Here is a 12,831-nt window from a genome sequence, read left to right on the forward strand (position 1 = left end):
CCATGTCAGGCTTTCCAGTCATAGTCTTCCGAGAGTGCCATCGCACTACCTAAAAGAAACATTAAAATACATTAAGTGCTAAATACATTAATTGCTACTCAACTCTAAGCTCGGTTCCTTAATTATCATTATCACTAGCTATGACTGATGCTCCTGTTTCTCGCATTCGTAATTTTTCGATCATTGCCCACATTGACCACGGAAAATCCACCTTAGCAGATCGGCTCTTGCAGACAACTGGCACTGTAGGTGAACGCCAGATGAAAGAACAGTTTCTAGATAACATGGAGTTGGAACGAGAAAGGGGCATTACCATTAAGCTGCAAGCAGCTCGGATGAACTATCAGGCTAAGGACGGCGAACAATATGTTCTCAACTTAATTGATACTCCCGGTCACGTAGACTTCTCCTACGAAGTGTCAAGATCGCTCGTTGCCTGTGAAGGTGCACTGTTGGTTGTAGATGCTTCTCAAGGTGTAGAGGCACAGACTCTGGCTAATGTTTACTTAGCACTGGAACACAATCTAGAAATTATTCCCGTTCTCAATAAAATTGACTTACCGGGAGCAGAGCCAGAACGAGTGATTTCCGAAATTGAGGAAGTCATTGGTCTCGATTGTAGCGGAGCAATCCTTGCATCGGCAAAGGAAGGCATCGGCATTGATGAGATCCTAGAATCAATTGTCCATCTAGTACCCCCTCCCCAGGATACCGTAAAACAGCCTCTGCGAGCCTTAATTTTTGACAGTTACTATGATTCTTACCGGGGTGTGATTGTCTATTTTCGCGTGATGGATGGCACCGTCAAAAAGGGCGATCGCGTCCGCTTAATGATCTCAGGAAAAGAGTACGAAATTGATGAGCTTGGTGTTCTTTCCCCCACGCAAGTCCAAGTAGATGAGCTACATGCAGGGGAAGTGGGGTATTTTGCAGCAGCAATTAAGGCTGTAGAGGATGCTCGTGTTGGCGATACTATCACCTCAGCCGCAGCACCGGCTAAAGAAGCATTGCCTGGTTATGCCGAAGCCAAGCCCATGGTATTTTGTGGTTTGTTCCCCACGGATGCCGACCAATATGAAGATTTGCGAGAGGCTTTGAATAAGCTCAAACTTAGTGATGCTGCACTCAGCTACGAGCCAGAAAGCTCTAGCGCGATGGGATTTGGCTTTCGTTGTGGCTTTTTGGGCTTGCTGCATATGGAAATTGTTCAGGAGCGACTCGAAAGGGAATACAATCTGGACTTAATCACAACAGCACCCTCGGTAGTCTACCAGGTGACTACTAACGACGGGGAAGTTTTTGAGGTCGATAATCCTAGTAATCTACCTGCGGCACAGGAAAGGGAAAAAATCGCAGAACCTTATGTAAAAGTGGAACTGATTACTCCAGAAACCTATGTCGGTACTCTGATGGAATTATGTCAAGCTCGACGCGGTGAATTTAAGGACATGAAGTATCTTACTCAAGGGCGGACAACCTTGGTTTATGAATTGCCTCTAGCCGAAGTGGTGACAGACTTTTTTGATCAGATGAAGTCGCGATCGCGTGGCTATGCCAGCATGGAGTACCATGTCATTGGCTACCGAGACAATCACCTTGTCAAGCTAGATGTTCTGATTAACGGCGATCCTGTTGATTCTCTGGCGATGATTGTTCACCGAGATAAAGCTTACAACGTTGGTCGAGCCTTGGTAGAAAAACTTAAAGAACTTATTCCCCGGCATCAATTTAAAATTCCCATTCAAGCCTCTATTGGTAGTCGAGTAATTGCCAGCGAACAGATTCCTGCTCTCCGAAAAGATGTGTTAGCAAAATGTTATGGAGGTGACATTTCTCGCAAGAAAAAACTACTTCAGAAACAGGCTAAGGGCAAAAAACGGATGAAGGCAGTTGGCACTGTAGATGTACCCCAAGAAGCATTTATGGCAGCGCTGCGTCTTGAACAAGGATAATCAATTAAAAAATACCTAATGAGTGAAATGTGCTATTTTTACTCAGACAATCTTCAAGGCACGTTTAACTAGGGTCATTCTGGCTTCTATCGTCATTAACAATGCAGAGGATATTGATTTTCATGAGTTTGATATAAACCGGAAAAGCTTATCTTTAGGTATAGCTAGACTCAGTTTCTCTCCCTTATTTTGATTAGTAGCGCCTTCCCAGAAACTCAGCTAGCATACTATTAATTTTCTCTGCAAAAGAGAAAAAAGAAAGCTGTGTACTGTTGAAAATGTGGCGTAATTTAAGAGAACAGATTAGCTGTAGCTATAGACAGAGCTATTTTCTGAGGTTAGTTTAGAAAAGATAATATTTAGACCTCAACTACAAAGAGGTAAGTTATACATGAGAATTCTGGTTACAGGTGGCGCTGGTTTTATTGGTTCTCACCTGATTGATCGGTTGATGGCAGACAGTCATGAAGTTATCTGCTTAGATAACTTTTATACAGGCCATAAACGGAACATCCTCAAATGGCTAGATCACCCTTACTTTGAATTGATCCGCCATGATATTACGGAGCCAATTAGGCTAGAGGTAGATCAAATATATCACCTCGCTTGTCCGGCTTCACCAGTTCATTATCAGTACAATCCCGTCAAGACAATTAAAACTAATGTCTTGGGAACTCTCTATATGTTGGGGTTGGCTAAACGGGTAAAAGCAAGATTATTATTAGCATCTACATCTGAAATTTACGGGGATCCTGATGTACATCCCCAGTCAGAGGATTATAGGGGAAATGTTAATACCATTGGTCCTCGTAGTTGTTATGACGAGGGTAAAAGGGTAGCAGAAACTCTTGCATTTGATTACCACCGACAGAACGGTGTAGAAATTCGCGTCGCACGAATTTTTAACACTTACGGCTCAAGAATGCTGGAAAATGATGGTAGAGTTGTCAGTAATTTTGTAGTACAGAGCCTAAAAGGTCAACCTCTAACGGTGTATGGAGATGGTTCGCAAACTAGGAGTTTTTGCTACGTTTCTGACTTGGTAGAAGGTCTGATCCGACTGATGAATAGTCAACATACTGGGCCAATTAATTTAGGTAATCCTGACGAGTACACCATCCTTCAATTGGCTCAAACTATTCAGAACATGGTCAATCCTGATGCTGAGATTATCTTTAAAACTCTACCTCAAGACGACCCAAAACGTCGCCGACCAGATATTACAAAAGCCAACGCCTTGCTGAATTGGCAACCAACGTTGCCCTTACAAGAGGGGCTAAAACTCACAATAGAGGATTTTCGTAACCGTATATCCTCTCCGGAGGCACAGCATCTAGCCTCGATTTAAGAAAAAGCAGTCAAGCTCAATTCAGGGTGCCCAAAACAAGATGCTCAATAAGCAAGATTCTGCTGAACCATAAAATCTTATCTAGCGAGGACTAACCCTATGCGTGTTTGTGTAATTGGTACTGGATATGTTGGTCTAGTTACTGGTGTGTGTCTGTCTCATATCGGACACCACGTCATCTGCATAGATAACAACGAAGAGAAAGTCAAGTTAATGAAATCTGGGCAGACGCCTATTTATGAGCCAGGACTCTCGGAACTGATGCACTCTTGCACCAAAGCAGGGCGTCTTGAGTTTACCTCAGATTTAGCTGCAGGTGTAGCTCATGGGGAAATTTTGTTTATTGCGGTAGGAACACCTTCTTTGCCTACTGGTGAAAGCGACACCCGCTACGTCGAAGCTGTTGCCCGTGGCATTGGCAACCATCTCAATGGCGGTTACAAAGTAATTGTCAATAAATCGACAGTACCCATTGGTTCTGGTGACTGGGTACGGATGATTGTCCTAGAGGGCGTTGCTGAGCGCCAAAAATCTTTAGTAGGTGCTGGCGGCGTCATCCCCGAAGAACCGTCAGAAGAAATTACTACTGATTTTGATGTAGTTAGTAATCCGGAGTTTCTACGAGAAGGTTCAGCAGTTTACGATACCTTTAATCCAGACCGGATTGTACTCGGTAGTAACAGTTCCAAGGCAATCACGATGATGCAGGAACTCTATTCTCCCCTAGTTGAGCGTCAGCATGCCGCAGACGAATCACTGCCCCCAGTGCCAGTGGTGGTGACGGATCTCAGTTCTGCTGAGATGATTAAATATGCAGCAAATGCTTTTTTGGCAACCAAAATCAGCTTCATTAACGAAGTTGCCAATATTTGCGATCGCGTTGGTGCTGATGTTACTCAAGTAGCCAAAGGCATTGGCCTAGATTCCCGAATTGGCAACAAGTTTTTGCAGGCGGGAATTGGCTGGGGTGGTTCTTGCTTCCCCAAAGATGTCTCAGCTTTGATTCACACTGCTGATGACTATGGTTACGAAGCCCAATTGCTCAAATCAGCTGTCAGCGTCAACAAACGCCAACGGTTGCTTGCTGTAGAAAAACTTCAGCAAGAACTGAAAATCCTCAAAGGTAAAACTGTTGGATTACTTGGTCTGACATTCAAGCCAGATACAGATGATCTGCGTGATGCTCCAGCACTGGATATGATTGAGCAACTCAACCGACTTGGAGCCAAAGTCAAAGCCTACGACCCAATTATTTCCCAAACTGGTATGCGTCATGGTCTATCAGGCGTAATTGTAGAAACCGATCCAGAACGCCTTGCTGATGGCTGCGATGCTTTAGTCCTGATCACAGACTGGGCACAATTCAAGAAGCTAGACTATTCTCAAATGGCGAGGTTGATGAACAATCCTGTGATGATTGATGGTCGCAATTTCCTAGACCGCGAAATTTTAGAGCGTGCTGGTTTCCAATGTATAGGCATTGGTCGATAACTCAAAAAAGAAAACTCTAAATAACCGCCACAGGTTACCGATAAACTAGTTAGTAGTATTTCCAATCCCTAATGTCAAGACCGCTGAGTTACTTTATTGTATCCACCGGTCTTACATTTTATCAAGGAAGAGTTTTAATACCTATTTCATTGAGAGTTACTACAAATATTTTTTGAAATTGGTATTAGCTTCTTCGCCGGAAGCTACTTCCTTGATAACTCTCAACAAAACCGCTGGTAAACGCAGATAGCATGAGATTAATCCAAGTTTACCTGCGGTTTTTTAGCGTATTTTGCTAAAAAATCTATTCAAAATAACCACTAATTACCGACACGGAACGAGGTTGGTAATCAGACCCCAGCTTGTTGGCACAGAATCCCAACTCCCGACTTTGCCCTGGCTCGATCACTTTTCCCCAATCCATAGGAGTGACAACATACTGGGAACCTTGGGGTCGGAAATTAGCATTCCAAGTATTATTAATAGCAGCTTGATTCATCTGGAATGTTAATTGCCAGTCGCTAACGCTAGAACTGCTCTGATTATTCACCTGCATGCTTACACAAAATCCACTATCCCAATCTGAATGCATGTCAGATGTCACCTTTAGCTGAGATTGTGTTGCCCTTGCCCTGGCTACAGTAGAACTCTGTTGCGGCTTGCTAGTGGAATTAACTACTACAGGACGAGAACTCTGTTGTGGCTTGCTAGTAGAATTAACTACTACAGGACGAGAACTCTGTTGTGGCTTGCTAGCGGGATTAACTACTACAGGACGAGAACTCTGTTGTGGCTTGCTAGTGGGATTAACTACTATAGGACGAGAACTCGGTTTGGGAACTGCCGTTTCATCGATAGTAGAAGTAGTTGCCAAGTTACGGGAAAAACTGATGGGCTGGAGTAGTACCTGAAGGATTTCTTGCTTAGGAGCCTCGACACTTAGCCAATCGTCTTGCAAGATACCGCCCGTATCATCACTATTGGGATTCCAGCTCCAGTAAGCAAAACTAAGATTATTTTGAGCGATATAACCGACTAATTGACGTTTCCAAATTCCTTCCTTGGAGTTTGAATCTGCTTGCTTACCCCCAAACTCTCCAATCAAGACAGGTGCAATTTCTTCCTCTGCAATATAATTCCAGGCGATTTCCCAGCGACGGCGTAGGTTTTCGGGAAAACTAGCTTCATTAAACCAAGGGTGATTAAATACTCCAGGACCATACTCATGGGGGGAATATACCAACTTATGGGGTGTCGATAAACGTACGGGGTAGCGCTTGACCCCCTCCAAATTACCTCCTTGCCAATGAGTAGATAGCTTCTGACTAGGAACATGATTCTCGACACCTTCTACGACAATCAACCAATTGGGGTTAATCGCGAGAATAGCATTACCAGCTCGCTCCGCTGCCAGTCGCCAGTCCGTGCTTAAGTTACCTGTACCCCAGCTAGCTCGACCATGAGGCTCGTTTTTAAGGTCTGCCCCAATAACGTTGGCTTGATTTTTGTAACGCTTTGCCAACATCTCCCAAGTTTCGAGCCAATCAGCCTCACTAAAACCATCGCCGTACCACAATTCAGACATATTCTGATTGTTAAGTCGGTGAGAATCTAGCAGAATTAGCAATCCTTGCTGCTCTGCTTCCTGAATAATCGCATCCAGGACTGCCAAGGGCGATTTATCGTAAAGTTCTTGATTAGAACCGATACTAAAGTCAATACCGCTCACCTCTGAGGATCTTAAAGATTGCACTGAGTAAGGTAGTCGAATCAGGTTGTATCCCAAACTCTTAATTTGAGCCAACATGTCTTTGTAATCTCTTTTCCACAAGCCATGGGGGACATGTTTGTCTGTTTCTAGACCAAACCAGTTCACTCCTCTGAGTAATACAGTTTGACCTTGAGCATCAACGATTTTCGAGCCTTGGGTGGAAAGCGGTAATTGGATAGTTACTGGAGATTTGGCTGCACCTACAGGATTTTGAGAAGACAAAACAATTCCCATCAGAGAAGAAAACGCCAAGGCTAGTCCAAAACAGATTATTCTTGAAAAGGGTCTAAACTTGCTCTTTTTCCACCTAGAAGAGTATTGATGACTAGCTTGATTAGGGCTTGATTTCGCAGAGCGTTGCTCTTGCTCCTTTACTGTTGTAGCCCGATAGCGATCGCTGTGGTGTAGTGGGAATTTTCCCCAACGAGCGATAAACTTCAGCATAGTTATTAATCTAGTGTGAGTTAGTTCTGAGAAGAGGTGATGGAAAAGTTTGTACATATTGGTGACAACTGAAGCGATTAACTTGTTCATGACCGTTTACTCAGCCCATGACTTGCTAAATTCTCTGAGTATTTGGTATTTGTCACCCTTGCTCAACTGACAACACCTAGCTACCAAAGTTCCCAGTTAAGGGAACCGTTGACAGTAAGAAGTGATATTAAGCTAATAATGGGAAAACAATAAGCTAGCCCAATTCCTCTTAAGTTTTATGGGAAAAGCTGCCGTAAAGATTGCACCCCAGCTTTCTGGGAGCTCTGCTACAAGCCTATCCTAAAAATCACAATCTTCGCCGACCCCAGAAGCACCTATACTTATATACTTAACTAAGACCCAAGCCTACCATCGGGGCTTACAAAAAATTTCCAGTCAGTGAGATGCCGTTGCACTAGTCTTAGATGCGAGGTTGTAAGTTGTAGGTTTTTCTAAAACCTACAACTTACAACCTACAACCTTGATTGACCCATGACTAAAATAGTTGTACTTTCCCAGCAGGAAAATCGCCATAAATCCTACAAATATATACCGATAAAAACTCTATGATTTAGAGAGATTATCAAGGAGACACGATGAGTGAACCTGCATCCGATTCAATGAATTTGTCAAACCCCGATACTTTAAGAAATTTGGACTCTGCCTTCGCAGGTGAATCCATGGCAAATCGGAAGTATCTATTTTTCGCTGAGGTAGCTCGTCGGCTAGGCTATTCAGATTTGTCTAAACTTTTCAAAGAAACGGCGAATCAGGAAACAGAACATGCATTCGCCCACTTCTCACTACTGCATCCTGAGCTTGTTGTCAAAGATCCAGGGGCATTAACCGACGCAGAAAAGAAAGACATAGTATCTCGCTGTTTAGCCCTAGCTATTGAAGGCGAAACCTACGAATACACAACCATGTACCCAGATTTTGCCACTGCGGCAAGGCACGACCGGGACGAGGTAGCAGCAGCAGAATTTCAGTCTCAAGCTGAAGAGTCGGCTGAACACGCCTCAATATTTCGCGAAGCTGCCCATCGCTTTGGTTTACTGGTCAATGTAGAGCATTTCCATGCCGATCGCTACACCGAAGCTCTCCAGACCATCAAGGGAGAGGAACCTGCACCCAGGGTCACTGGTAGCGACCCTGCAACCCGCAAATGGATCTGTAGGCAGTGCAGCATGATTTATGATCCAGTGGCTGGTGACCCTGATTCCGGCATTGCTCCCGGTACACCTTTTGAAGAGATTCCAGAGGATTGGCAATGCCCGATCTGCGGTGCCAGCAAAAAGACTTTTATGCTGTTTGAAGAAAAGGTTGCCGCCTAAGAAAATCGCAACTAAGTCTTAGGTCATCCTTAGTATAGGTCATCCTTAGTAATTGAAAAAAGCCGCCCCTGTAAACAAAAGAGGCGGCTTAGCAAGTTCTTGATTCTACCAAGATAAATTATTAGTAGCAGAGGCAATTGCTCAATTGCCTCTACTGATGAGCGATTAGTAATCGAAGTCGCCGCCCATACCACCACCAGCACCAGCACCAGCGCCTTCCTTCGGCTCGGGTTTGTCAACCACAATGCACTCAGTGGTCAGTACCATACCGGCAATAGAAGCCGCGTTTTGCAGAGCAGAACGAGTTACCTTAGCAGGGTCAACAATACCGGCATCGAACATATCAACGAATTCATTATTCGCCGCGTTGAAACCAACGTTGAATTCCTTCTCTTTGACCCGCTCAGCAATAACAGCGCCATTTTGACCAGCGTTTTCAGCAATCCTCTTCAGAGGTGCAGCCAAGGCGCGAGCAACAATCAGAGCACCAGTGAGTCCTTCACCCGTAAGGTTGTCGTTAGCCCATTTCTCTAGCTCAGGAGATAGGTGAGCTAAAGTAGTGCCACCGCCAGGAACAATGCCCTCTTCAACAGCTGCCTTAGTAGCGTTGATGGCATCTTCTAGACGCAGCTTACGGTCTTTCATTTCGGTTTCAGTGGCAGCACCGACCTTAATCACGGCTACGCCACCGGCAAGCTTCGCCAGACGCTCTTGGAGTTTTTCCTTGTCGTAGGAAGACTCAGTTTCTTCGACTTGACGGCGCAGTAGCTCGCAACGGCTCTTAACAGCAGCTTCGTTACCTTCAGCAACGATAGTGGTGTTGTCTTTGGTGATTGTGATGCGACGAGCTTGGCCGAGCATTTCTAGCTTGGTGTTCTCCAGCTTCAAGCCAGCGTCTTCAGTGATCAGTTGACCGCCAGTAAGAACGGCAATATCTTCGAGCATCGCTTTACGACGATCGCCAAAGCCAGGAGCCTTAATGGCAGCCACATTCAGTACACCCCGGAGTCGGTTGACCACTAGAGTTGCCAAAGCTTCTTTCTCGATATCTTCGGCAACAATCACCAAGGGTTTGCCAGCACGAGCGACTTGCTCCAGTACGGGCACCAAGTCTTGAACCAAGGTGATTTTTTTGTCGGTCATCAGGATGTAGGGTTCGTCTAGAACCGCTTCCATTCTCTCTGTATCGGTGGCGAAGTAGGGAGAGATGTAGCCTTTGTCAAAACGCATCCCTTCGGTGATTTCCAGTTCGGTAGTCATCGACTTCCCTTCTTCTAGGGAAATGACTCCTTCCTTGCCCACTTTATCCATGGCTTGGGCAATCATTTGACCGACTTCATCGTCGTTGCCTGCGGAGATAGCACCGACTTGGGCAATTGCTTTAGAATCTTCTATCTGACGGGCGTGTTCAGCGATTCTTTCTACCAAGAAGGTAATCGCTTTGTCAATGCCTCGCTTGAGAGCGATCGCATTAGCACCAGCGGCAACGTTGCGTAAGCCTTCTTTAACCATGGCATGAGCCAGCACAGTTGCTGTCGTAGTACCATCACCTGCTGCGTCGTTGGTTTTGGAAGCAGCTTGCCGAATCAGAGCGACTCCTGTGTTCTCGACGTGATCTTCGAGTTCAATCTCTTTGGCAATAGTAACACCGTCATTGACGATTTGAGGTGCCCCGAACTTCTTCTCGAGAACTACGTTGCGACCCTTTGGGCCTAGGGTAACAGCTACAGCTTCGGCTAGGATATCCATTCCTTTTTCCAAAGCCCGACGAGCATTTTCGTTGTAAATGATGCGCTTAGCCATAGATTTTGAGTCTAATCAGTAAAAGTTTTAAGAATTGAAGGTTGTTTTTCTAGCAAGCGTTGCACCTTTAGTGTTAGTGTGCCTAGGGCGCAACGCGCATCGGCTTTAATGGAGTTGAAAGTTGAAGGTTAAAACTGTCACTTGCTCACCTCTTGCAACTTGTTAGCCAACGACTGCAAGGATGTCCTTTTCCGAGAGCAGGATGAACTCATCACCGCCTAGTTTGATGTCGGTACCGGCGTACTTGGAATAGAGAACTTTGTCACCAACTTTGACTTCTGGTTCAGAACGAGAGCCATCGTCGTTACGCTTTCCAGGACCAACGCTGACAATTTCTCCAACCTGAGGCTTTTCTTTAGCGTTGTCAGGTAGGAGGATACCACCAGCAGTTTGTTCTTCAGCGGCGCTCACCTTGACAAATACGCGGTCACCTAAAGGTTTAACAGTAGAAACACTCAGAGTTACGGCTGCCATATAAATTTCTCCTGTCTACTTTTGGTGGTAGTGGGCTGAATTAGCACTCTCAGCTCCTGAGTGCTAATTTACCCATACTCAGTAGGTGAGCGCAACAAATTCTTCTGTACGGGTTCCCGAACTCAATAGTTCGCAAAAGCTACAACCATTGTTGGTCAAGGGTTTGAGATTAATTTTTGTTTTCAAAAAAAACCTTAAGCCATAGTCAAATAAGTTAACTTTGTAATTAATCTCCACAATTAAGGGAAAAAGAAGGAACACACCTGTTTGCTTCTCTTCTTTTTTCGGCACGAGGATTAAGCCTTGTGAGCTTAGCTGATGTCCTAAGTAAAAACACTCAGTTAATTGCCTAGTTGTTCACTTCTATCTTGAGTCTGTTAGATGAAGGAGTAAAATACCAAGTAAGTCTAGTCTCAATTGAGACAGTTAAGCATCTTTGATTCATTATTTCAATTTAAATAATCGGCAGCAATGCAGGCAAACCAAATAGAGAAAAACTTGGTTGAATCATCTGATTCTGAAACTTTAAATACTGAGAAAACTACACCTAAGCCAGGTTGTTTGCTTAAACAGTCACCTGCTCAGCAAACAGCGTCAAAAGCGAAAACCAATGTGCAAAACTTAGAAATCAGTCAAATTCAGCAACATATTTTTTTATGTGCTGATCAGACTAAACCTAAATGCTGCCCAAAGAAAATCAGTCTAGAAGCTTGGAACTACCTAAAAAAACGTCTTGAAGAGCTAAAATTAGACACAACAATAGACACTCAAATTGGTCGAATTTTCCGTACCAAAGCTAACTGCTTGCAAGTCTGCTCTGCCGGTCCAATTATGATAATCTATCCAGATGGCGTTTGGTACTGCAAGGCGACACCAGAAGTAATTGAAAGGATTATTCAAGAACATCTCATTGGCAAGAAAATTGTAGAAGAATATGCTATAGCTGTCCATCCTTTGCCAGAAGATATTCCATCGTCTCCCCTAGGTGTTCAACAAAAAAAACAAGCTGAAGACAACTCTAGCAAAGCAACGGTTTAAAAACTAGTAGATTACACTCACTTGTTAGATACTGCCTGATTAACCCGCAAAAAACTGAAGCTGACCGTGTTGGAGTTTGCCATCATTAGTTGTGTTCAGACAATAGGTTGCAAAGATAGGCTTTATTGCTCAACCACTGTAAGATATTAATCAGTATCCTGGGACTTGCTTAATATATTCTGAGACAACTTGCAGATTTAAGGAGTCAATAGAATCAAGAGAGACATCAGAATATAGACATTCAGGGCAGGACTTATCACTTCCGTACAGAGTAACCTGAAAAGACAGTAGTTTGAATTTATTTATCCTAGAAACTCTTAGGGTATTTTTATACTTCAAACAGTTAATTAGTAGCAGGTTGACATGTTGAGATAGTCTTGCGGATGATACAGGGGAAATTATTAACCAATTTCAGCCAGCTAGGCATGACGAGTTTCACATTTATGAAAGAAAACGCTGTTAAAGATAGCAAGCAATTGCTGCTGATTGATGACGATCCTAACCTGATCTTACTAGTCAAAGACTACTTGGAGTTTCGGGGGTATGAGGTAGTCACGGCTGAAAACGGTAGAAAAGCACTCTCTGTTTTAGCAGAGGAAATGCCCGACATGATCATTTGTGATGTAATGATGCCGGAAATGGATGGGTATACTTTTGTCGAGCAAGTTAGGCTCGACCCTCGAACCAGTTGGATTCCAGTACTTTTTCTTTCAGCAAAAGGTCAAAGCCAAGACCGTGTCAAAGGTCTCACCAAGGGGGCTGATGTTTACATGGTGAAGCCCTTTGAGCCGGAAGAATTAGTAGCACAGGTGGAATCTTCTCTTAAGCAGGCTAACCGTTTAATTCATCACTCAGGTACAGAAGCCGAAGCAAAACCTAAAATTCAGGTTCCTTTTGATGTTGAATTAACTCCAACTGAGCAAAAAGTTGTTCAGTTTGTAGCACGAGGCATGGCTAATCGGGAAATTGCCGAACAGCTAAATGTGAGCCAGCGGACAATTGAGAGTCACGTTTCCAATATGCTAGGTAAAACTGGTCTGCATAACCGCACCGAGTTAGCCCGTTGGGCGATTGAGAGTAGTATGGCCTAACTGACTGAACGAAGTTAGATTTTTAGAGGACTGAGCCAAAATTCTCGTCTCTATT

General features: G+C 44.1%; 9 protein-coding genes. 6 read left to right on the forward strand and 3 right to left on the reverse strand.

Annotation, left to right across the window (positions count from 1 at the left end):
* The first annotated feature begins 140 nt into the window (after positions 1–140).
* The 3 genes from lepA to ACT7WV_RS16795 all read left to right on the forward strand — a co-directional run bounded on the left by lepA (position 141) and on the right by ACT7WV_RS16795 (position 4,791).
* Positions 141–1,952 (forward strand): translation elongation factor 4, encoded by a 1,812-nt coding sequence (gene lepA / locus ACT7WV_RS16785; protein ID WP_445103971.1) that lies wholly within the window; start codon positions 141–143, stop codon positions 1,950–1,952.
* A 391-nt stretch (positions 1,953–2,343) separates the two neighbouring features.
* On the forward strand, positions 2,344–3,300 hold the full coding sequence (locus ACT7WV_RS16790) for a UDP-glucuronic acid decarboxylase family protein (RefSeq protein ID WP_445103972.1): 957 nt from the start codon (positions 2,344–2,346) through the stop codon (positions 3,298–3,300).
* 99 nt (positions 3,301–3,399) lie between these two features.
* The gene (locus ACT7WV_RS16795) at positions 3,400–4,791 is read left to right on the forward strand and encodes a UDP-glucose dehydrogenase family protein (protein WP_445103973.1); all 1,392 of its coding nucleotides are present in this window, start codon (positions 3,400–3,402) and stop codon (positions 4,789–4,791) included.
* Positions 4,792–5,095: 304 nt separating this feature from the next.
* Here ACT7WV_RS16795 and ACT7WV_RS16800 read toward each other — a convergent pair whose 3' ends face one another.
* On the reverse strand, positions 5,096–7,096 hold the full coding sequence (locus tag ACT7WV_RS16800) for a cellulase family glycosylhydrolase (RefSeq protein WP_445103974.1): 2,001 nt from the start codon (positions 7,094–7,096) through the stop codon (positions 5,096–5,098).
* A gap of 560 nt (positions 7,097–7,656) precedes the next feature.
* Here ACT7WV_RS16800 and ACT7WV_RS16805 point away from each other — a divergent pair.
* Positions 7,657–8,370: a rubrerythrin family protein gene (locus ACT7WV_RS16805; RefSeq protein WP_463424266.1), complete on the forward strand. Its 714-nt coding sequence runs from the start codon at positions 7,657–7,659 to the stop codon at positions 8,368–8,370.
* A gap of 165 nt (positions 8,371–8,535) precedes the next feature.
* On the opposite strand, the gene groL is transcribed toward ACT7WV_RS16805, so the two are convergent.
* The gene (groL, locus tag ACT7WV_RS16810) at positions 8,536–10,173 is read right to left on the reverse strand and encodes a chaperonin GroEL (protein ID WP_445103976.1); all 1,638 of its coding nucleotides are present in this window, start codon (positions 10,171–10,173) and stop codon (positions 8,536–8,538) included.
* A 162-nt stretch (positions 10,174–10,335) separates the two neighbouring features.
* Positions 10,336–10,647 (reverse strand): co-chaperone GroES, encoded by a 312-nt coding sequence (groES, locus tag ACT7WV_RS16815; protein WP_445103977.1) that lies wholly within the window; start codon positions 10,645–10,647, stop codon positions 10,336–10,338.
* A gap of 471 nt (positions 10,648–11,118) precedes the next feature.
* Here groES and ACT7WV_RS16820 point away from each other — a divergent pair, with 471 nt between their 5' ends.
* Both ACT7WV_RS16820 and ACT7WV_RS16825 read left to right on the forward strand, forming a co-directional pair.
* Positions 11,119–11,685, forward strand: a complete 567-nt coding sequence (locus ACT7WV_RS16820) for a (2Fe-2S) ferredoxin domain-containing protein (protein ID WP_463424180.1) — start codon at positions 11,119–11,121, stop codon at positions 11,683–11,685.
* A gap of 443 nt (positions 11,686–12,128) precedes the next feature.
* Positions 12,129–12,776: a response regulator transcription factor gene (locus ACT7WV_RS16825; protein WP_445103979.1), complete on the forward strand. Its 648-nt coding sequence runs from the start codon at positions 12,129–12,131 to the stop codon at positions 12,774–12,776.
* The last annotated feature ends 55 nt before the right edge of the window (positions 12,777–12,831 follow it).

This window comes from Symploca atlantica LB2515 (assembly GCF_052546295.1).

Excerpts from the sequence above, each read along its gene's own strand:
- lepA (WP_445103971.1), top strand. The coding sequence starts at position 141 with ATGACTGATGCTCCTGTTTCTCGCATTCGTAATTTTTCGATCATTGCC.
- ACT7WV_RS16790 (WP_445103972.1), top strand. The coding sequence starts at position 2,344 with ATGAGAATTCTGGTTACAGGTGGCGCTGGTTTTATTGGTTCTCACCTG.
- ACT7WV_RS16795 (WP_445103973.1), top strand. The coding sequence starts at position 3,400 with ATGCGTGTTTGTGTAATTGGTACTGGATATGTTGGTCTAGTTACTGGT.
- ACT7WV_RS16800 (WP_445103974.1), bottom strand. The coding sequence starts at position 7,096 with ATGAACAAGTTAATCGCTTCAGTTGTCACCAATATGTACAAACTTTTC.
- ACT7WV_RS16805 (WP_463424266.1), top strand. The coding sequence starts at position 7,657 with ATGAATTTGTCAAACCCCGATACTTTAAGAAATTTGGACTCTGCCTTC.
- groL (WP_445103976.1), bottom strand. The coding sequence starts at position 10,173 with ATGGCTAAGCGCATCATTTACAACGAAAATGCTCGTCGGGCTTTGGAA.
- groES (WP_445103977.1), bottom strand. The coding sequence starts at position 10,647 with ATGGCAGCCGTAACTCTGAGTGTTTCTACTGTTAAACCTTTAGGTGAC.
- ACT7WV_RS16820 (WP_463424180.1), top strand. The coding sequence starts at position 11,119 with ATGCAGGCAAACCAAATAGAGAAAAACTTGGTTGAATCATCTGATTCT.
- ACT7WV_RS16825 (WP_445103979.1), top strand. The coding sequence starts at position 12,129 with ATGAAAGAAAACGCTGTTAAAGATAGCAAGCAATTGCTGCTGATTGAT.